The following is a 21,265-nucleotide window of genomic DNA, read 5'->3' on the forward strand; positions in this document are numbered from 1 at the left end:
TATGGATAAGATTGAAAGAATAAAAGAACTTGTTGAAAAGTTAAATAGATATTCATATGAATATTATTCTTTAGATAGTCCATCTGTAAGCGATAAGGACTATGATGAAAAATACTACGAGCTTCAAGCGTTAGAAAGAGAAACAGGATATGTACTTCCTTATTCGCCTACATTAAGAGTTGGGGATGTAGTGCTAGAAGGATTTAGGAAGTATACACATAAAGCAAGGCTTTGGAGCTTAGATAAAGCGCAAAGTTTGCAAGAAATTATAGATTGGCATAATAGAAATGTTAAGTTTGTAGAAGAGGCTAGGGGAAGAGGTGAAAATCTGCCTGATCTAAAGTATGTTGTTACAAAGAAATTCGATGGGTTAACAATTAACTTAACATATAATACTGAAGGTATACTTGAAATAGCTGCAACAAGAGGAACCGGAAGTGTTGGTGAAGAAGTTACAGCGCAGGTCAAAACAATAAAATCAATTCCACTTAAAATCAATAGCAATGATATTTTAGAAGTTCATGGAGAAGCTATTATGACGCAAGAAGCGTTTAATAAATATAATGAGACTTCTGATGCACCACTAAAGAACTTAAGAAATGGAGCTGCAGGTGCTTTAAGAAACTTAAATGTAAAAGAAACTGCAAGAAGGAATCTTTCGGCTTTCTTTTACGATGTAGGCTATAAAGAAGGAACTCCATTTAAGACTTATATGGAAATGATGGAGTTTATAAAACAGCAAGGGCTTCCAGTTGATGATTATATAAGGGTATGTACGTCTATAGAAGAAATTGAGAAAGAGATAGATTATGTAAGAGATATTAGATTTGATTTAAATTATGATATAGATGGATTAGTAATTGCAATAGATGATATTAGAACAAGAGAATTGATAGGATATACAGTAAAGTTCCCTAAGTGGGCTATTGCATATAAATTTGAAGCACAAGAAGCAACAACTAAACTTTTAGATGTTGAATGGAATGTTGGAAGAAGTGGTAGAGTTGGGCCGACAGCAATATTAGAGCCAGTGGAACTTGCAGGCGTTACTGTTAAAAGGGCGACTTTAAATAATATGGATGATATTGCGAGAAAAGGCGTTAGGATAGGTGCAGAAGTCTTCGTAAGAAGGAGTAACGATGTTATACCAGAGATAATGGGGATAGTACCAGAATCTTTAGAAGGTTCTGAGGAAATAACAGTTCCAGAAGTTTGTCCTGCTTGTGGCAGTCATTTAGTGCTAAATGGAGCTCATTATTTTTGTGAAAACACTTTATCTTGTAAGCCTCAATTAGTTAAAACTATAGTTCATTATGCTTCAAGAGAAGCAATGAATATAGCTGGTTTTTCAGAAAGAACAGCGGAACAACTATTTGAAAAACTTAATATTAAATCTATTTCTGATTTGTATAAACTGAAAGAAGAGGATTTAATAGGATTAGAAAAGTTTGCAGCTAAGAAAGCACAAAATCTTCTGGAAGCTATTGAAAAAAGTAAAGATTGTGAGCTATACGCATTTATATATGCCTTAGGAATTCCAAATGTAGGAGTAAAGACTGCAAAAGATTTAGTTAGCAGATTTAAATCTATAGAAGGTTTGAAAAATGCAACATTTGAAGAACTCGTTGAAGTTCAGGATGTCGGAGATATAGTTGCTCAAGGAGTTGTGGCTTTCTTTAAAGAGGAAAAGGTCTTACAAACAATTGAAGAACTATTATCTCTAGGTGTGAGTCCTAAATATGAAGAAAAAGAAGTGATAGCAAGTCCTTTTGAAGGAAAGACTGTTGTTGCAACTGGTTCACTTAAGAATTATTCTAGAACTGAGATAAAAGATAAACTTGAAAGCTTAGGAGCAAAGGTTGCAGGAAGTGTTAGCAAAAAAACGGATTATGTAATAGCAGGAGAAGCTGCAGGATCAAAATTAACCAAAGCAGAGGAATTAGGAGTGAAGATCCTTTCAGAAGATGAGTTTGAAGAAATGCTAAGGAGGTAGAGTATGAAAAAATTAATAAATTTGCTTGAATTTATATCAGCTTTTATAACAAGCATCTTAATAATTTGTACTTTTTTGACAACATATCAATTCTATTATGTTGGTCAGATTTTTAATTCATACTTACCGATACAACTTGGCGTTTGTATTACTATGGCAATTTTAGCAATTAGATTTCTTATTAATGAGACAGGAAAAAAGAGAATCATATATTGTATCTTAAGCTTTTTAATATCAATTTCTTTAATCTTCTTTATGATAAATTTAATTAAGTAATAAAATATTGATAAAAATCAACTTAACAGTTGCTGATTTGCGGCAAAAGTTTTTAATTGAGAAACTGACTCAAAGTTATTTCAAAACATTTGAGTCAGTTTTTTGATTAGACAAAGTAAATTGTGGAAATAATTCTTAATATAAATTAAGGCAAAGGGTGTAATTATGAAAAGAATTTTTTTCTATGCAATTATGTTAAGTTTTATAATATTATTTTGTTTAGGATTTGTGAACAAAGAAAGTAACAATGTATCTAGTGATGATTCACAAGAAACAATAAGTTATGGTATAAATGAGATTCCAGAAGATTTAGAAAAGGTTACTAATTTATCTAAACGCCATGAGGATATTATATGTGCAGTAAGCAAAGGGCTGGTTTCTAAAGATGTGGATAATAAAATAGTGCCATCTTTGGCAAGTGAAATTACAAAAAGCAAGGATGGCATTCAATATGAGTTTAAAATTAGAGATGATATTTTTTGGAGTGACGGAAGTAAAATAACTCCCAATGATATAGCTACTTTCTTTAAAGAGCTACTGAAAGAGGAAGATGAAGAAAATATACAAGCATTGCTTAATGTTTATGGGGCAAAAGAATTCAGAGATGGTAAAGTTGTATATGAAACTGGAGTTGCAATAAAAGGAAATGAGAATTCTGTTATTATTAGATTGAATAAAGCGGATGATAATTTCTTAAATGAATTGACCAAACCACAGTATACACTAAGAAAGTATTTAATAATGTGGCGTAATATGAAAAATAATTATAGTACATTAATTTACTCTGGTGATTATAAGATTGATTCATTTAACAAAGACCAAGTTGTCTTAAAAAGGAATGAGAATAATAATAAAAGTGGTATAGATACTATTAAAATATTAAATGATGATAGTGTAGAAACATCTATGGCATCATATGAAGTTAAAGAAAGGGATATTGTAATAAATCCACCAGAAAGTGAACTTAATAAATTATCAGAGCAGAAAAAATTAATAACACTTCCCGAAACAAAAGGAACATATTTAATCATTAACAGTAAAAGCAACTCTATTCCTCTTCAAGGAAGGAGAGATATCTATAATGATGTATGTAAAGCTACTGAATCATATCAAAATTCGAATAATAAAGAATTTGAACTTGCAGAAGGAAGTTTTTTTAGAGAGGATAAACAGGACCTAACAAAATTACAAGCAAGGAAAGTTATTAGTAATAAAGAAGGTGAATGGAACAAACCTAAGATATTAACATTACTTTGTGAAGATACTGATGAAAATAGAATTTTATGTAGAACAATTGAAGAATGGTTTAAAAATAATACAAATATAACAATAAAATATAGTTTAGTAAAAGAAGAATTCGAAGATGAAGAATTAAAAAAAAGATATGATATGATTTTGGTTAATAATAATGCTGACTCATCTGACAAAGCAGATTTTTATGATAACTTTAAAAAATATCTAACAGAAGACCAGAATAAATTATTGGAAAAGTTATTAAACACTAAAAATAATGGAGATTATTCAAGCTTAGAAGAAAATCTATTTGATAATTACGATATTCTTCCATTGGTGTTTTATAATGAAAATATAGCAATTTCTGATAAGATATCAGATTTGAAATTAGATGGAAATGGTAATATAAATTTTGCTACAATCCAATAAGAGTTGTCTTAAGATTAGTATTAATAATTATTTAGAGCATATGTTTTCAATACAACGTATTATAACTATCCTTATATGTAAATCTTATATTTTGATTTACACATAAGGATAGTTTTTTATCATATCCATATTTATGAATCTTAAAACTTTTTCTTACTGCGTGGATGTTGAGCTTTATTTTTCTTTGGTTTTTTATTTTTAACAGAATGACTAATTTTAGTTGTACTATCATTATTTAATGAAGCTATATTAGTATTTTTTTTGAAAGTATTAAAACTATTGAGTACAGGTTCTTTAAAGCTAACAGGGGCTTCTACCTTTGATAAGTTTAATTGTGTTTTTAAGTTACTTACATTACTCTCGGGGCTAGATGTAGCTGATGAATTATTAGAGATATCTTCTTTTGCGTTAGTTGTTGCAGAATCAGTATTTGAGTCAACAGAGCTATCTAAATCAGATAGTCTTTCTAATCCTAATGGTGGGATAAATTCCATAAAGTCTTCAACCATATCTTTAAGAAGGTAGATAATCATAAAGAAGTTAAACATATTTTTGCTACTATCAAAGGAAGTCCTTTTAGTACTTAATGAATCTTTTTTCTTTGAATAACTTAAGTTTTTAACAAATATAGGAGCTAAACCTGTGCTTTTAGGAGTAGGTAATACTGGCATTCTAAAATATATCTCATCTAACATATCATCGGAACGTAGGCTTAATTTCTTATATCGTTCTACCTCATCTAAGGTTGGAGCTTCAGGCCAACTTGTTAAAAGGCCGCCGTTTACGAAGAATTTTCTATAAAGACCAGAAATAATAGGTCGTAGTTCTGAAATCCTATCTTCTTGAAATGAATACATAAGTAAACATAAAAGATATAGATTAATTTCAATGCAAGAGTATTTACTATCTTTCTTATCGGACAATTTTATAAATATATTTTTGTCTGTATCATATAAACTAATCAGTTTTTCAGTAATTTCTTTAGAGAATTCTTTAAAAGAAATTATTTCTGTATGTTTATAAGCTTCCATTAGACAGATAGAAAATAGTGCACAATCATCTATAGAATCGATATAGTAATCTTTTTCTTGAAATTTAGAAATTAAAAAATCACCTAGATCTAAAATTAATTCTTTTGCATTTTGTGAACACGAATATTTATAATGAATATTTAGAGCGAGAAAAATTTGTATACATTCACTAAACGATAAATCATATAATACAGAATTATAAGTTTTAAACATATCTAGAATTTCGTTTGAAAATGCAGCATAATCTTTGCTAAGCTCGTCATTATCATTATAATATGAGTATAGTAAGTAAGCATCCATCATAAAAGCTTGATCTGAAAATTTAAATTTATCATCTTTATCTATTAGAGAAAATCCCTTAGAATTTCCATCAGATATATTTTTCTTATCTACAAATAAGCCTTCATTATTTCGTAAGTTTTCAGAATAGAATTGTAACTGCTCTCTAGCAAGGTATTTAAATGGTTTCTCAAGAGATACTACATTTCTTTTTCCATCACTATAATGTGAATAATATTCGCTTAATTCAAGTAAACATAAAGTCATAAGAGCACTAGTAGAAGGGCTTATTTCCTTTTTAAAACTTGCTTCATCAAAACTAGGGCTGCTTTTACTATGAATAAATAACGGTGAAGCTTTTCTATATAAGCATAATAGTGGAGAAAAATTATTTAATATGCTAATATCTTCTATAGGAGATTTTTTTGAAGCTCTAGTTTGAGCTAAAATTCCGCACTTAGAGTTTAGAACCAAAGTTTTTATTGATTCTTTGGATAAGTAAAAAAGTTGACCACTAATTTCTTTTTGGGAAAGACTGTTCATCCTAAAAAATGGTCCTATATATCTCAATGTATAACACCTCTCATAAAATTCTCATCTTATTCATTAATATGAAATTTGTAAACAAAAAGTACATAAAATAAAAATAAAAGGAGATTTTTTATAATGAAGGAAGGAAAATTAGATTTCGAGGATTTGAGAAATATTATATTAAATAATAAAACAATTAAGAGAAAGGAGGTAAAGATTAGAAATGATGTTGGAGAAGATTGCTCTATTATTGATTTTGGAGAATATGAAGGCATATTTTCTACAGATCCAATAACAGGAGCAAGTGAGAATGTTGGGAAGCTAGCAGTACATATTAATTGTAATGATATAGCATCAGCAGGTGGAGAGCCTATAGGTATTTTAGTTACAATATTAGCGCCAACATCATCAACATTACAAGAGATAAACGAAATCATGAAGGAAATTAATGAAGAAGCAGCTAAGATTAATGTAGAGATTATAGGGGGACATACAGAAGTAACAAGTGCAGTAAATAAGATGGTTATATCGGTAACAGTAATAGGAAAGAATTTAAAAGGTAAATCTGTAAAAACTGCAGGAGCGCAATTAGGAGATGACATAATAGTAACTAAAACATTAGGATTAGAAGGTACATATATCTTAATAAATGATCATAAAGCAAGAATTGAGAAAATTTTATCAAAAGAAGAGATAGAATTTGGAAGTAATTTAATTAATAAGCTAAGTGTTCTTAGAGAGGGAAAAATAAGCGGAGAATTTGGCGTTAATTCAATGCACGATATAACAGAAGGAGGACTTCTTGGAGGACTTTTTGAGGTTGCTATGGCATCAAATAAAGGCTTTAAAATATTTAAAGAGAAAATACCAATGTTGGATATAACTAAAAAGGTTTGCAGGGAATTTAAAATAGATCCACTTAGGCTCATATCGTCTGGAAGTATGCTTATTACTACTAAAAATGGTAGTGAATTGATAAACCTTCTAAATGAAAATGGAATTGAGGCTAGTATAATAGGTAAGATATGTGAGCGTGGAGCATTATTAATAGATAATGATAGTGAAATAGAGGTTGAACCACCTAAAAGAGATGAATTATTTAATATACAGTAAGAATGCTAAAAGATTAATGTGTTCAAGTAAATTAGTTAGAATTATATAAAAGCTATTTAGGAATATATAGTGTTAGTTAGGTTACTTAAAAATGAAAAAGTGATAATATTATTAGTGATAGAAAAGCAAAAGAACCAGTGATTTTAAAGCACTTTATAGAGTAATTATGGAATTTGAAATTTTTATTGTAAATGAGCAAAAGGAGATATATAATGAAAAAATTAATATTGGCTAGTAATAATAAGAAAAAGATTAAAGAAATGAAAGAAATATTAAAAGAGATAGATATAGAAGTTAGATCATTGGAAGATGAGCGTATAAACATAGATGTAGTTGAAGATGGAAAAACATTTGAAGAGAATGCAAAAAAGAAAGCAAAGGAAATATATGAATATCTGTTAGAAAGAAAAGATAGTAATTTTATTGTATTAGCAGATGATTCAGGATTAGAAGTAAATTACTTAAATGGGGAGCCTGGAATTTATTCTGCTAGATATGCAGGGGAACATGGAAATGATTCAAAAAACAATGAAAAGCTTTTAAACAAGTTAAAAGGAGTTTTAAAAAGCAATAGAGGAGCTAAGTTTATTTGCCAATTAGCTATGTTTACAGATAATGGGGAGTATTTTAAAGTTACAGGTGAAGTGGAAGGATATATTATAGAAGAACTACATGGAGATGGCGGATTTGGATATGATCCATTATTTTTCTACGAACCATTAGATAAAACTTTTGCTGAGTTAACTTCAGAGGAGAAGAATGAAATAAGTCATAGAGGAAAGGCATTAAAGGAATTAAAAAAGGTAATTATTAAATTAATTTAATTTATTTAGAAAGTTATTCTAGATGGATAGGTTCTTTGCTATATAAGAGTTAAATAAATAATAATGCAGGAGGAGAAATTAAATTATGTTAATTGCAGTTGTAAGTGATACACATAGGATGACTAAATATATTAATTTGGCTAAGGCACTAATAAAGGATGCCGATATTTTGATACATCTAGGAGATAACATTGATGATGCGGAATTATTGGAAAATACTTTTAAAGGAAAAGTATATGCTGTTGCAGGTAATTGCGATTATTCAACTAAGTATCCAAAGGAATCTGTCATAGAAGTGAATGGAAAAAAGATATTTTTTACACATGGTGATCTGTATGGGGTAAAGAGTTCTATGAATAATATCTATTATAGGGGAAGAGAATTAAATGCTGACATTGTGTTATTCGGTCATACACATCAACAATTAGTAGAGAAAGAAGATGATATGATATTAATGAATCCAGGAAGCATATCATTACCTAAATTTAAAGGGAGGTGTATAGGTTTTATAAACATCGATAATAATGGGGAAGTAGACGCATATTTAAAAGAAATTAGGGAATAATGATTAAATATTTAAATTTATTATGAAAAATTATAAAAAAGGTATTGACGAAACAGATTTGATATTGTAGAATAATCATTGTCGCTGAGAGATGAGTGACAAGTTGAAAAACTAGTTAAGATTCTCGGGGTGTGGCGCAGATGGGAGCGCGCGTGGTTTGGGACCATGAGGTCGCAGGTTCAATCCCTGTCACCCCGACCATTTAAAGATTAATATTTGCGGGTATCGTATATCGGTAATACTCCAGCCTTCCAAGCTGGAAAGGTGGGTTCGATTCCCACTACCCGCTCCATTAAAAATTATGATATTAATCAAAGTGGTTAAAAAAGTCTTGACAAAGTTTAAAGGAACATGTAAAATAAAAAACGTTCCGAAGAAAAAGTTCTTGACAAGATTGCTTGAATAGAGTAAAATAAAAAAGTCTGAAAAGCAATTAAATATGCGTTTTTAGCTCAGCTGGATAGAGCAACGCCCTTCTAAGGCGTGGGCCAGGGGTTCGAATCCCTTAAAACGCACCATTAAATCGGGGTGTGGCGCAGATGGGAGCGCGCGTGGTTTGGGACCATGAGGTCGCAGGTTCAATCCCTGTCACCCCGACCATTTAAAAATAAATATGCGGGTATCGTATATCGGTAATACTCCAGCCTTCCAAGCTGGAAAGGTGGGTTCGATTCCCACTACCCGCTCCATACAAATTTAATATTTGTAACATAATAAAAGATATGCGTTTTTAGCTCAGCTGGATAGAGCAACGCCCTTCTAAGGCGTGGGCCAGGGGTTCGAATCCCTTAAAACGCACCATTATGGTGAACGTAGTTCAGTTGGTAGAGCGCCAGTTTGTGGCACTGGTTGTCGTGGGTTCGAGTCCCATCGTTCACCCCATACAGGGATATCGCCAAGCGGTAAGGCAATGGACTTTGACTCCATTATTCGTAGGTTCGAATCCTGCTATCCCTGCCATTATTTTGGTTCACTAGCTCAGTCGGTAGAGCACATGACTTTTAATCATGGTGTCCCGGGTTCGATTCCCGGGTGAGCCACCAAATTCATAAAAAACTTATGCAGGTGTGGCGGAATTGGCAGACGCACTAGACTTAGGATCTAGCGCCTAACGGTGTAAGAGTTCGACTCTCTTCATCTGCACCAAATGAGCGGAAATGACTCAACGGTAGAGTGCCACCTTGCCAAGGTGGAGGCTGCGGGTTCGAATCCCGTTTTCCGCTCCATACATGAAATAATATAAATAAATATGCGGGTATCGTATATCGGTAATACTCCAGCCTTCCAAGCTGGAAAGGTGGGTTCGATTCCCACTACCCGCTCCAATTATGCGTGATTAGCTCAGTTGGTAGAGCACCTGACTCTTAATCAGGGTGTCCAGGGTTCGAATCCCTGATGACGCACCATAGTAAGTTTATTATTTACTTAAATTATGTGGGATAACATGTGGTTCATTCCATTATAGGGATATCGCCAAGCGGTAAGGCAATGGACTTTGACTCCATTATTCGTAGGTTCGAATCCTGCTATCCCTGCCATTATTTTGGTTCACTAGCTCAGTCGGTAGAGCACATGACTTTTAATCATGGTGTCCCGGGTTCGATTCCCGGGTGAGCCACCAATTGTATATGCAGATGTGGCGGAATTGGCAGACGCACTAGACTTAGGATCTAGCGCCTTACGGTGTGGGGGTTCGACTCCCTTCATCTGCACCAAATGAGCGGAAATGACTCAACGGTAGAGTGCCACCTTGCCAAGGTGGAGGCTGCGGGTTCGAATCCCGTTTTCCGCTCCATACATGAAATAATATAAATAAATACGCGGGTATCGTATATCGGTAATACTCCAGCCTTCCAAGCTGGAAAGGTGGGTTCGATTCCCACTACCCGCTCCAAAAAACAACTGAAATCAGTTGTTTTTATTTATATAAAAATGAATATGCACTTGTAGTTCAGTTGGATAGAGCGTTGGACTTCGAATCCAGAAGTCGTGGGTTCGAATCCCACCAAGTGTACCATAAGAATAGTGATGCCAATAATTTAGAGTCTTTCTAAATTGTTGGCATTTTCTATTTATAGAGTATAAAAAACTAGCATTTAAGTTATGATTACATTTTTGCCTAATTTTTCATTATATAGTAATATGTTAGAAGGTAATATATTTAATGGGGGAATAATAATGAAACAATTAAAAAAGTTATATCAATTCTGAATATTTTTATGTTATTAGATGGAGTATATGGGTATGAAACTAAATCTCCTCTAGTACAGTAAAAAACTATTTTGAGAAAATTAAGAAGTGATAAAATCATGATTTTGCACAGTTAGTTAGTAAAACTTTAGATAATTTATATGATTGGAATGATAGGAAAGAAAATAAATAACAAGTTCGTTTTCTGAATTGCTTACTGCAAGTTGTGTTGCATATTAAGTCACTATATTTAGAGATTGAAGTCTTAACATTATTAATATAATGTAGAGTTTTCTTAGTTGTTGAAATTTTTGGAAAAGTAATTTGAGAAATACGCAAACTGAGTAATGAAGGTGTATGGAAATAATATATGGTTAACCGATAGAGTAGATAGTAGGTGGAGAAATGACTAAAAGAGGAGTATTAATATTTATCATTTTAAGCATGATTACATTTGCTTTTTATGCTTATAACATTAACGTAGAGTCAAGAGGATTTATTAATGAGATGATTAATAAAATAGAAGGAAAAACATTAAATTCAAAATTTCAAACAAAAATTAAATCTGGGAATTTATCAACTGACTATAATATAGATCAAGTGCTTAAAGATATAGATAAATTACAGTTAAACACTTTAAATGTTCCGGTAGTTATAAATATAGATAGTAGAACTTCTAGTAATATGACAATAGATAAAGGAAGTGAAAAGAGGGCTATTGAATTATTTGAAAAATTAAGATGGAAGAAAATAAACATAATATTAGAACCGTATCCATGGATTGAGAACGGAAGTATAGGAGAAACAGAATGGAAACCAGATAATATAGATGAATTTTTTAATAACTGGACTAATAATGTTTTGGGAAATTTAATTAAAGATATAGCCATACCGTATCATGTTGACGCATTAAACATAGGGACTAGTTTTGTGTATATGGAATCTAGTGAGCAGAAAATGTGTGATATGGTTGATTATGTTAGAGATCGCTACAAAGGTTTATTAACTTATAGAACAAATTTTTGGGTTACAGCGAAAGATTTTTCACCAGAATTTACAGATAAGTATAATGAAAAATTAAATAATAAAATATTTTCAAAGGTAGATTTCATTTCTATAGCATCTTATTTTGAACTTACTTCTAATGACACTAATACAGTAGAAAATTTAATAAGTTCATTAGAGCGTAGCCAAATATATGATAGAAAACAAAATATAAAACAGGAAGTAAAAAACTTCTATGATAAATGGAATAAGCCAATTTTCTTTGGAGAATTAGGTTTTCCGAGAACTAATAAGGCTTCTGTTCAACCGCATAATCCGTTGATTTCCAATATTGTAAACAATAAGGAACAGGCAAATTGCTTTGAAGCATATAGAAGTGTGTTTGAGAATGAACCGTGGAACCTAGGATTCTCTATATTTGCAATAGGTGAAACTAGTGGCGATAAGAAGTATTATCCAAGTGAGGAAAGTGCTGAAATCATAAGAAAATGGTATACAAAAAATGAAAGCTAATAAAGGATATACTTAGAGAAAGATTAGTAAAAGTGTATATGGGTTCTAACTTATAAAGTTTATAGTGTATAAAATTGCTATGCAGAATATGATATTCATAAGATATTTTATGATAAGTATTTTTTTAGAGCCTATATATAACTTTGAGAAAAAATTATAAGGCTTTTAGGGCTTTCTTATAGTAGTGAATGCATTTACATATTTATGTATAAGTAGTAAAATAAAGAATGGTGAGAGAATTAAAGAAATCTAAAGATAATTTCATTGAAAAACGTTTACGGGGAGGTACACATTGTGAGTACAGGAGGAATTAGAAGGCTTTCAAAATCTATCAAATTTGAGTTGTTGATAGAATGGAGCTTTTTTTTTATTTTTATGGGATTTCTGATCATTATAAATAACTATAGTAATTTATTTTTTCATACTGGAATTGAGTTATTTATTAATTTTATTTTTGCATTAGTATTTGTATTTGCTTTTAACACCTACAGAATCAATAAGAACAACTTCTTATTAATATTAGGAATTGGGTACTTTTTTGTAGCAGTACTAGGGATATTTCATATGCTTACTTATACTGGAATGCCTTTTTTAACTAATATAGATGGATTAAAGATAGCAACCCAATTCTGGATTGCTTCAAGATATATGGGTGCTTTTACATGTTTGATTGCAATAATATTCAAAGTGAGCCCACAAAGGAATGTTAATCCTTACGTATTGTTCATCGCTTATTTTTGCATAACAATATTTTTGATATCGTCAATATGTATATTTAAGTTTTTTCCAGATTGTTATGTAGAAAATGTGGGGTTGACCTCCTTCAAAATAGTTAGTGAATATGTATTATGTACTGCATTTTTAATAATTGCTGCTGTATTTTTTATATTCGAAAAAAATATTGATAGATATTTATTTGTATGTTTTGAATGCTTTCTCATATTATCTGGAGTATGTGAAATGTTTTTTGTAAGTTATGTAGTTCCCTCAGAATTTACTACTATAATAGGACATACTATAATGATTCTTGCTGCATATTTTTTATACAAAGGAGTTGTAGAGACAGGACTTAGAAAGCCTTATAATCTTATGAATAGTGATTTATATATGGCTGATAATAAAGTGAAATTATTTGAAGAAATAATATTTAATAATGAAGAATGTCTTAATATGATAATAAACAACTCAGATAATGCGATATTTGTTATTAGTAATAATAAGTTTATATTTGCGAACAAGAAAATGGCTGAACTTTTGGGAGCAGAAAAGGTTGAAGAAATAATAGGTATAGATATTGAAAAGATAATTACAGATGAAGTTAAAAATGCAGTTTATAGAAGAATAGATAATGCTATATGCAATAAATTAAGTACACCATTTGTTGAAAGTAAGTTATTGAGACTTGATGGTAAACAAGTGGATATTGAAGTTACAAATAGTTTTTGTATGTATAAAGGACAACCTTCGGCTATGGTTATGCTTAGGGATATTACCTCAAGAAAACAAATACAACTTTTGGAAAACAATATTGAGGAAAATAAAAAATTGATAAGTAAAACTACGGAACTAAATAAGATGATGACAGAATTCTTTTCTAATATATCCCATGAGCTTAAAACACCATTGAATGTACTTTTGGGGGCTGTTCAGATCTTATCATTGTCAGGCAATGATGAAAATAAGTTAGAATCAGGTAAATACTTAAAAACAATGAAACAAAATTGTTATAGGCTTGTAAGACTTGTAAATAATCTTATTGACATATCAAAATTTGATTCTGGATACTTTAAAATGAATCTTCAGAACTACAATGTTGTAAGTGTTATTGAAGATATAACATTATCAGTTGCAGATTATGCAAATAATAAAGGGAGTGACTTAATATTTGATACAGATGTTGAAGAAAAGGATATGGCAATCGACTTGGATAAAATTGAAAGGATAATGCTAAACCTATTATCTAATGCTATTAAATTTACTGATAGAGGAGGACAGATATTGGTTAATATGTATGATAAAAAAGATAATATTGTAATATCTGTTAAAGACAATGGAGTTGGAATGCCTAAGGATAAACTGAATATGATTTTTGAAAGATTTGGTCAGGTAGATAAAACTCTTGCACGTAATAGTCAAGGTAGTGGTATAGGCCTATCTCTTGTAAAATCAATTGTAGATATGCATAATGGTGATATTAAAGCCTTTAGCGAATTTGGAAAAGGCAGCGAGTTTGTAGTTAGGCTACCTGTTAAATTTGTTGAAGATAAACAATCCTCTGATGGACGTTTATATGAAAGTAAAGTAGAAAAGATAAGCATTGAGTTTTCAGATATATATTATTAAATTTTCATAATGATTTGTGTAGAGTATAACATGTAAGTAGTGATAAATATCAATAATATTGATTTATTATTATAAAGTAAATGGGGGATATATAATGGAAGTTTTTATTTATAGGACTTATGATGAGTGGTTTGATGATAAACCCACTGAGACCTTGGAGGGCGAGGTGAATTCTATATACAATGGAGTTTTAGTTATTGATACATTGGAAGACTTCAAAAAGTATAGGCAAATACTTTCGTTAAGAAATAACTTTGCTATTGTTTATAAACTTTCATATGGTTTTTTATCGTATGCTAAAGAAATCAATATTTATTCAAATTTTAATTCTTGGCAAAACTCTAATCCGGAAATTACTATTATGGGGGAAGTATGTGAAAGTGAATCTACAGATAGTCACTTAGTCTTCATAACTCAAGAGGGATTTAAGCAGTGCATATCTTTATGTGGAATTTATGCAGTAACATATGAAAGGTAGGATTATATGCATCTACAAGATATAGATTTAAGAAAGGTGTATAGAGTATGGAAATCAAATTTAGGACCATTTCAAGGGTTCTTCAGAAGTGCACCGTTTGTTTCCCTTCAAACCTATGATAATTTCATATTAAAAGAAGAAAATACATGCCAATGTAATAAAGATGTATTGGATATAATAGTAGAAAATTGTAGTAAGAATAATTTTTTTATAGTTGATTTATCTATTGATGAGATTCTAAATTTAGCATTTATATTAAACAATGAATATTCTATAAAACCAATTCTAAATGTTAATTTATTATTTCATCCTTTTGGAATAATAGGAACAAAAGAGAATATTAATAAATTGATAAATAATGGTTTGAATTTAAAGGAAGTAAGCACTGAAAAGTTTGCTATGCTGATACCGTATGATAGATATAATGATGATTTCAAGATTGATGATTTAAAAGATAAATTGAATAATCAATATGGAATAAATGATGATGATCTTCCAAATACGGATATACTAAAAATTCTTGGCTACACTAAAATAACTATTTTGACCATGAATAAGATTAAAGATGACTTACAGGATTATATAAATTTTATAAATGAGGATATAGAAGTAGAAGTGATAAAGGTGAGGGGATAATGAAAGATTTCAAGCAGATAGTAAAGAAAAATAAGAGGAAAGCATTATCCATTGCGGTAGCTGCTGCATTTTTTGTAAGTGGACCGCTTGGATTTACAGGTTGTTACAACCCTCAAAAGGAAGACGATGAAGACCAAGATGGAAATGGTTCTAGCTATAGTGGCGGTGGGCATATTGGAGGATGGAACAGTTTTAGTGGTGGTTCATCTATAAATAATGATTCTTCTGGCAAGAGCAAAGCTAGCATATCAGATTCATCAGTTGGTAAATCATCAGGATACTCTGGATCAAAGGGAGGAAGTTCATCAAGTTAGCCAAGTTAGTGCAAGTGATAAGATAATTAAAATTTTAATTATCTTACCATTTATGTAAAGAAATTATTTAGGATGTGGATTATTCTATGGAAAAACAGATTAATTATACTGAAGATGTTTTATTTAATAACTATATGGTGAGTTCTTTAGGTGAAGAGTATGTTCACTCGCAAATACCGTTTTATTTTGATAAATTAACTTATGAAAAAATGGTGTTTTATAGTGAAGAAATAAATAGAATTTCATTAAATATACTTAAGAACATTAAGGAAGGACATAGTGAGTTATTGAATTATTTTGATGATTTCATGTTTAAAGAAAAAATATTTAACTTGAAATGCCCAATGTCTCCGATGTTTTGGGCCAGATATGATACTTTTAGAGACGTTGATGGGGATATTTATTTTGCTGAATTTAATTATGATAAACCTTGCGGTCAAAAAGAAATTCATTTATCAGGTAAATGTAGTTTTGATGGGAATATAAATGTTAGTTTGATAAATAATGTGATTAAAGAATTACTAAAAATATGTAAAGAACATGCAATGGAGAAAGAAAAAATAGATGTAGGATTTTTGATGGATCCGTGTCATTATGAAGAATTACACCACAGTTATTATTTTAAACATATTCTAAAAGATACTAATATTAACATAGTACAAGTTGGACCTGATAATTTATCTGTAAAAGATGGATATGTTTATGCATATTCTAATTTTAAGCTTAAAATAATTTTAAGATTGTTTCCTACAGAATTTTTTTATGAAATTTCTAATATAAATGAAATATTAAATTGTGTTGATTGTGGAAATCTATTGTTAATTAACGATCCTAGAGTAATTGCTATTCAGGCGAAGGTTTTTTTTGCTTATTTATGGAATCTAGTTAAATCTGATTCAAAGCTTCTTTCAATTAGTGATAAAGAAATAATTAAAAAGTGTATTCCGTATACAGAAATACTAAATCATGATGATATACAAGATGTAATAGATAATAAGGACAGCTATGTTGTTAAATCGTCATTAGGTAGATATAGTCAGGAGGTTTACATAGGTAAGCTTTATACACAAGAGATGTGGGAAAAGAAAATTAAAATTGTATCTGAAAGCAATAAAATACATGTAAAACAGAAGTTAATAAATATTAGACAAGAATATACTTATGCGCCTGGGAATAATAATATGAATATTCCAGTTTTGGCTTTTGGAAACTTTGGTATTTATATAATGGATTATAAAGTAGAGGGACTTTTGGTTAGATGGAGTAGAGATCTTCTAACTAATGATGATTACACGTGGATGTGCCCAATAGGAGTTGAAAATTTCCCGGTTTATATAAGGGAATTTAATCATAAAAATAGAAAAGAAATTTGGAATGAAATAATAGATGAAAGTGTATTTAAATATAATTTCACAGGAGCTTATACAAATATTTATGAATACATATCATTGAACTCACTAATTTTAAAAGAATGTGCCTATAAGGAAATGCTTTCAGTAAGTAGTAAGTTTTGTGAGATTTCAAAAAAAATATATCCATATATACAAAAGGAAATAGAACTTTTCGGTCCTATACTAGGTATACCAGAAGAACTCTATAAATTAGTTTCAAATTCATGCACTATATCACTTTGTGCATTAGGAAGAATTGATTTTGCTATTGATAATGATGGGAATTTAAAAATTTTAGAATTTAATTCTGAGACATCTGCAGGTTTAGTTGAGGCAATTGGATTAAATTCTATAATTAAAGAAAAACTTAATATCCAATATCAAAACCCTAATGTAAATCTCAAGGAGCATATAAAAAAATCATTTTTTAATATATTAGAAGAACTTAAGAAAATAAAAAAAGTTAAAAATATTGCTGTTGTAACTTCTTGGTATTATGAGGATATATATACAAGCAATTTAATAGCTGAAATATTAAAGGAATTGAATGAGTATAGTGTGATTTTTGGAAATATATATGATTTGAAAGTAAATAATAATAAAATTTATCTCTATGGGAATGAAATTGATGCCATTTATAGGCATTATCCATTAGATTGGTTTTCTTATGAAGATGAAATGAAAAAACTAATTTATCCTTTAAGTTCGGGACAGTACTTGATAAATCCTGGACATACACTTATAACTCAATCAAAGGATCTATTCGCAGTTATTTATGAGCTTGTTAGAAAAAAATTCTTTTCACGTGATGATGAGGAATTTGTTTTGAAATATATACCATATACATGTTTAGAGCCTGATAATGTTCTTTCTTTTGATTATGTAACCAAGCCATATCTTTCAAGGGAAGGAGCAGGTGTTATGTTAAGTTATGATGAAATGAGTAAAGAATTAGATGGTATAGTGTTTCAAGATAGAATAAATATTAAACCGTTATATTCAAATATTTATTCAACAATGAAAGAGGAAAGCAAATACTTGTTTCCTGTAATAGGTACATATATAACAGGTGATATACCATCAGGAGTATTTACTAGAATGGGAGATTTTATAACTGATAAAAATGCAATGTGTGTCGCTACATACATTGATTAATAAAATAAACTTTAATTTTGATTGGTGCAATATCAAATATATACAATAATTAAAGAATATGAGATAAGTCTAATTATTTAAATAGTAATAAGGAGGAGAGATTTATGACTAGTATTGTAAACAATGTTGTAGTTAGCATTATTTTTGGATTGATAGGTATTATATTGCTGATTTTCGGATACTGCTTTTTTGATAAAGTATTAACTAAAATTGATTTTAATCAAGAATTAAAAGAGAAAAATGTTGCAGTTGCTATAGTTATAGCTGGTTTTATGATTTCTATAGGAATTATAATTTCAGGAGTCGTATCTTAAAAATAGTATATTTACGAAGAGTAATAATTCAAAAACCATCTTGAAATAAATGGATATTTCAAGATGGTTTTTTTTGTTTATTTTAAAAACATGAATTATTTATAGAAATAAATTAAATAATAGTATTAGGATAACTTTAGGTGAAACGATTGGAATCGTTATTAAATAGATAATTACAATTAAAATACTAAGGAGGAGAGAGACGTATGAGAAAAATTACACTTAAGAAAATTACATCAATAATATTAGTATTATTTTTAAGTATATCAACTTCATTAAATAATACTCCGTATAGTTCAGAATTTAATATAATAAGTGTTCTAAACAGTAATAGTATAGAATCATATAGTGATGCTAGAATAGAGGATGATTTTTATAATGCAGTAAATAAGGAATGGTTATCAAAGGTAAAGCTTGAGGATGGATACATTTCCTATGGAACATTTGAGGAAGTATGTGGGAGAGTTAATGGAGATATTTTTAATATAATATCAGATATACAAAAAAATAAAGACAGTTATGATAAGAATAGCGATGAGTTAAAAGTTTTAAACTTATATAACAACTATCTAGATATGAAAAAAAGAGATGAATTAGGGACAAAACCCTTAGAGAAATATATGAATCAAATAAATGAAATTAAGGATACGAATGATCTTAAATCTATATTGAAGGATGATGAATTCTCATATTTTCAACCTCTAATAAACTTAGGTGTCGGTCCAGACTATAAGAATAGTAACATTAATGCTTTGTATGTTTCTAGAAGTAATCTTGGATTAGGAAATTCGTTTTACTATAAGGATACTAGTGATAAGAGTCAAAAAATAAAACAGATATATATAGATTATATAGCTAAACTACATATGCTATATGGAGAAAATGAAGATGTAGCAAAGAAAAATGCAGAAACTTTTTTTAATATTGAGAATGAACTTGCTAAAAAGATACCTTCTTATGAAGAGGAAGCTAAAGATGAAAACCGAATACAAAATTCTTATAATCTATATACAGTAAAAGAATTAAATAAGTTAATACCTAATGCAGATATACCTGGATTATTAAATAAATTAAATATTAATAGTCCCAAAAAAATAATAGTGGAAAACCCAGAAGAATTAAAATTAGTAAATTCACTTATTAGTGAAGATAATCTGGAAGATATAAAAACTTATTTTAAAACAAATGTATTAATAAACACAGATAATTACTTAACATCGAAACATAGAGAGGCATGTAATGAACTAAGAAAAGTGCTTTATGGAGTAGAGTGCTCCGAATTAGATGAAGGTTCAGGGGTGAAGTTTGTTAGTGGACAATTGAATGAGATTATAAGCAAGCTGTATGTAAATAAACATTTTGATGAGGAATCGAAGAATGATGTGGAAAAGATGTCAAAAGAGATAATTGAAAATTTTGAAGATAGATTACAAAGCAATACTTGGATGAGTAAATCAACTAAAGAGAAGGCACTCAGAAAATTGGAAAATGTCAATGTTAAAGTGGGTTATCCTGAAAAGTGGAATGACTATAGCGATGTAGTAATAAATTCTTATGGCGAAGGGGGATCATTAGTTGATAACTTAATAAGTATATATACATCTCAAAGTAAAAAACAGTTTTCTAAGTTAAATCGTGAAGTTGATAAAAATGAATGGAACATGGGACCTTGTACTGTAAATGCCTACTATAATGCTTTAAATAATGAAATTGTATTTCCAGCAGGAATATTACAAGCGCCATTTTATAATAAAAATGCAAAAAAAGAAAAAAACCTTGGCGGAATTGGAGTTGTTATTGGGCATGAACTTACCCATGCATTCGATAATACAGGCGCTCAATTTGATGAAACTGGTAAATTAAAAAATTGGTGGAATCAAAATGATTATAAGGAATTTACAAACAGGAGTAAAAGGGTAGTAGATTATTATTCTAATATAAAGACGGGTAATGAAAAAAATGTAAATGGAATCTTAACCGTAGGAGAAAACATAAGTGATTTAGGCGGGATGGCTTGTGTTTTAGATATTGCAAAAAAAATGGAAGATCCTAACCTAAAGGATTTATTTGAAAACTACGCAACAGTATGGAGAGAAATATCAACGAATGAATTAAAAGAGTATTTATTAAACAACGATCCACATGCGCCTAAAAAGGTCAGAGTAAATGCAGTTTTATCTCAATTTGAGGATTTTTATAAAACTTACAATATAAAAGAAGGAGATAAAATGTATGTAAGACCAGAAGATAGAGTTGGAATATGGTAAAGAAAAAATAAAAACTGAATATTGGAATTATGACATAGCGGCACTAATTAATATGAATAAATAGAAAAATGAAGTTAAACATATCCATGCGTGTCGCTGTGTTAATAAATGAGTAATAAAAAGAAAAAAAGAGAAAATAAAGAATATTTATCTTAAAATAGTGCAAAATAAAACATAAGTAATAAATATGATGATATAATAGGTTTTGTTGTCACGAGAGTTGATGAAAAATGCTAGAAATTAAAAAAAAGTGTTGACATTGATGTGAAGTGATGATAAACTAAATGAGTTGCTTGAAGGCAACAAGATCTTTGAAAATTGAACAGAATAAGATAAATACATTTAAGTAAACCAGCAATTCTTTATTTGAGTAAGCTAAGATTAA

15 protein-coding genes and 19 tRNA genes are annotated in these 21,265 nt (G+C 29.7%); 33 read left to right on the forward strand and 1 reads right to left on the reverse strand.

Annotated elements, in window-relative coordinates:
• The first annotated feature begins 1 nt into the window (after position 1).
• The 3 genes from ligA to ACJDTP_RS22110 all read left to right on the forward strand — a co-directional run bounded on the left by ligA (position 2) and on the right by ACJDTP_RS22110 (position 3,931).
• Positions 2-1,993 (forward strand): NAD-dependent DNA ligase LigA, encoded by a 1,992-nt coding sequence (ligA, locus tag ACJDTP_RS22100; protein WP_173714562.1) that lies wholly within the window; start codon positions 2-4, stop codon positions 1,991-1,993.
• A gap of 3 nt (positions 1,994-1,996) precedes the next feature.
• The gene (locus ACJDTP_RS22105) at positions 1,997-2,269 is read left to right on the forward strand and encodes a hypothetical protein (RefSeq protein ID WP_077839119.1); all 273 of its coding nucleotides are present in this window, start codon (positions 1,997-1,999) and stop codon (positions 2,267-2,269) included.
• 165 nt (positions 2,270-2,434) lie between these two features.
• Positions 2,435-3,931, forward strand: a complete 1,497-nt coding sequence (locus ACJDTP_RS22110; protein ID WP_406762489.1) for an ABC transporter substrate-binding protein — start codon at positions 2,435-2,437, stop codon at positions 3,929-3,931.
• Positions 3,932-4,071: 140 nt separating this feature from the next.
• Here the strand turns inward: ACJDTP_RS22110 and ACJDTP_RS22115 are convergent, their stop codons facing one another.
• A complete protein-coding gene (locus tag ACJDTP_RS22115; protein ID WP_406762490.1) occupies positions 4,072-5,811 on the reverse strand; it encodes a hypothetical protein in 1,740 nt (579 codons plus the stop codon).
• A gap of 96 nt (positions 5,812-5,907) precedes the next feature.
• Here ACJDTP_RS22115 and ACJDTP_RS22120 point away from each other — a divergent pair, with 96 nt between their 5' ends.
• The 30 genes from ACJDTP_RS22120 (at position 5,908) to ACJDTP_RS22265 (ending at position 20,880) form a co-directional block, all read left to right on the forward strand.
• Positions 5,908-6,885, forward strand: a complete 978-nt coding sequence (locus ACJDTP_RS22120) for an AIR synthase family protein (RefSeq protein ID WP_406762491.1) — start codon at positions 5,908-5,910, stop codon at positions 6,883-6,885.
• Between the two features lie 212 nt (positions 6,886-7,097).
• Positions 7,098-7,709 (forward strand): XTP/dITP diphosphatase, encoded by a 612-nt coding sequence (locus ACJDTP_RS22125; RefSeq protein WP_077839115.1) that lies wholly within the window; start codon positions 7,098-7,100, stop codon positions 7,707-7,709.
• A gap of 85 nt (positions 7,710-7,794) precedes the next feature.
• Positions 7,795-8,274, forward strand: coding sequence for a metallophosphoesterase (locus ACJDTP_RS22130; protein ID WP_077839114.1), 480 nt, complete (start codon positions 7,795-7,797; stop codon positions 8,272-8,274).
• 125 nt (positions 8,275-8,399) lie between these two features.
• Positions 8,400-8,475: transfer RNA gene (locus tag ACJDTP_RS22135), tRNA-Pro, on the forward strand.
• A gap of 17 nt (positions 8,476-8,492) precedes the next feature.
• Positions 8,493-8,566: transfer RNA gene (locus ACJDTP_RS22140), tRNA-Gly, on the forward strand.
• Between the two features lie 149 nt (positions 8,567-8,715).
• Positions 8,716-8,792, forward strand: a tRNA-Arg gene (locus tag ACJDTP_RS22145).
• A 6-nt stretch (positions 8,793-8,798) separates the two neighbouring features.
• Positions 8,799-8,874: transfer RNA gene (locus ACJDTP_RS22150), tRNA-Pro, on the forward strand.
• Positions 8,875-8,889: 15 nt separating this feature from the next.
• Positions 8,890-8,963, forward strand: a tRNA-Gly gene (locus ACJDTP_RS22155).
• Positions 8,964-8,998: 35 nt separating this feature from the next.
• Positions 8,999-9,075 (forward strand) — tRNA-Arg (locus ACJDTP_RS22160).
• A 5-nt stretch (positions 9,076-9,080) separates the two neighbouring features.
• Positions 9,081-9,156 (forward strand) — tRNA-His (locus ACJDTP_RS22165).
• A 3-nt stretch (positions 9,157-9,159) separates the two neighbouring features.
• Positions 9,160-9,234 (forward strand) — tRNA-Gln (locus ACJDTP_RS22170).
• Between the two features lie 7 nt (positions 9,235-9,241).
• Positions 9,242-9,317 (forward strand) — tRNA-Lys (locus tag ACJDTP_RS22175).
• A gap of 18 nt (positions 9,318-9,335) precedes the next feature.
• A tRNA-Leu gene (locus tag ACJDTP_RS22180) sits at positions 9,336-9,420 on the forward strand.
• A 5-nt stretch (positions 9,421-9,425) separates the two neighbouring features.
• Positions 9,426-9,500 (forward strand) — tRNA-Gly (locus tag ACJDTP_RS22185).
• Between the two features lie 25 nt (positions 9,501-9,525).
• Positions 9,526-9,599 (forward strand) — tRNA-Gly (locus ACJDTP_RS22190).
• A gap of 5 nt (positions 9,600-9,604) precedes the next feature.
• A tRNA-Lys gene (locus ACJDTP_RS22195) sits at positions 9,605-9,680 on the forward strand.
• Between the two features lie 57 nt (positions 9,681-9,737).
• Positions 9,738-9,812: transfer RNA gene (locus ACJDTP_RS22200), tRNA-Gln, on the forward strand.
• Between the two features lie 7 nt (positions 9,813-9,819).
• A tRNA-Lys gene (locus ACJDTP_RS22205) sits at positions 9,820-9,895 on the forward strand.
• 9 nt (positions 9,896-9,904) lie between these two features.
• A tRNA-Leu gene (locus ACJDTP_RS22210) sits at positions 9,905-9,989 on the forward strand.
• A 5-nt stretch (positions 9,990-9,994) separates the two neighbouring features.
• Positions 9,995-10,069: transfer RNA gene (locus ACJDTP_RS22215), tRNA-Gly, on the forward strand.
• Positions 10,070-10,094: 25 nt separating this feature from the next.
• Positions 10,095-10,168: transfer RNA gene (locus ACJDTP_RS22220), tRNA-Gly, on the forward strand.
• Between the two features lie 46 nt (positions 10,169-10,214).
• Positions 10,215-10,291 (forward strand) — tRNA-Arg (locus ACJDTP_RS22225).
• A 578-nt stretch (positions 10,292-10,869) separates the two neighbouring features.
• Positions 10,870-11,982 (forward strand): glycoside hydrolase family 113, encoded by a 1,113-nt coding sequence (locus ACJDTP_RS22230; RefSeq protein ID WP_406762492.1) that lies wholly within the window; start codon positions 10,870-10,872, stop codon positions 11,980-11,982.
• A gap of 294 nt (positions 11,983-12,276) precedes the next feature.
• Positions 12,277-14,325 carry an MASE3 domain-containing sensor histidine kinase gene (locus ACJDTP_RS22235; RefSeq protein ID WP_406762493.1) on the forward strand — a complete coding sequence of 683 codons (2,049 nt, stop codon included), beginning with the start codon at positions 12,277-12,279 and terminating at the stop codon, positions 14,323-14,325.
• Positions 14,326-14,419: 94 nt separating this feature from the next.
• Positions 14,420-14,803: a hypothetical protein gene (locus ACJDTP_RS22240; protein ID WP_077840312.1), complete on the forward strand. Its 384-nt coding sequence runs from the start codon at positions 14,420-14,422 to the stop codon at positions 14,801-14,803.
• A 6-nt stretch (positions 14,804-14,809) separates the two neighbouring features.
• Positions 14,810-15,439: a normocyte-binding protein gene (locus tag ACJDTP_RS22245; RefSeq protein WP_406762494.1), complete on the forward strand. Its 630-nt coding sequence runs from the start codon at positions 14,810-14,812 to the stop codon at positions 15,437-15,439.
• On the forward strand, positions 15,439-15,753 hold the full coding sequence (locus ACJDTP_RS22250) for a hypothetical protein (RefSeq protein ID WP_077841246.1): 315 nt from the start codon (positions 15,439-15,441) through the stop codon (positions 15,751-15,753). Before ACJDTP_RS22245 ends, ACJDTP_RS22250 begins: the two co-directional genes overlap by 1 nt.
• Positions 15,754-15,839: 86 nt before the next feature.
• Positions 15,840-18,299: a glutathionylspermidine synthase family protein gene (locus tag ACJDTP_RS22255; RefSeq protein WP_406762496.1), complete on the forward strand. Its 2,460-nt coding sequence runs from the start codon at positions 15,840-15,842 to the stop codon at positions 18,297-18,299.
• Positions 18,300-18,403: 104 nt separating this feature from the next.
• Positions 18,404-18,613 (forward strand): DUF350 domain-containing protein, encoded by a 210-nt coding sequence (locus ACJDTP_RS22260; protein WP_078116974.1) that lies wholly within the window; start codon positions 18,404-18,406, stop codon positions 18,611-18,613.
• Between the two features lie 206 nt (positions 18,614-18,819).
• Positions 18,820-20,880 (forward strand): M13 family metallopeptidase, encoded by a 2,061-nt coding sequence (locus ACJDTP_RS22265; protein WP_406762497.1) that lies wholly within the window; start codon positions 18,820-18,822, stop codon positions 20,878-20,880.
• The last annotated feature ends 385 nt before the right edge of the window (positions 20,881-21,265 follow it).

The sequence above is a fragment of the Candidatus Clostridium helianthi genome (assembly GCF_045310795.1).
GTDB lineage: Bacteria > Bacillota > Clostridia > Clostridiales > Clostridiaceae > Clostridium > Clostridium helianthi.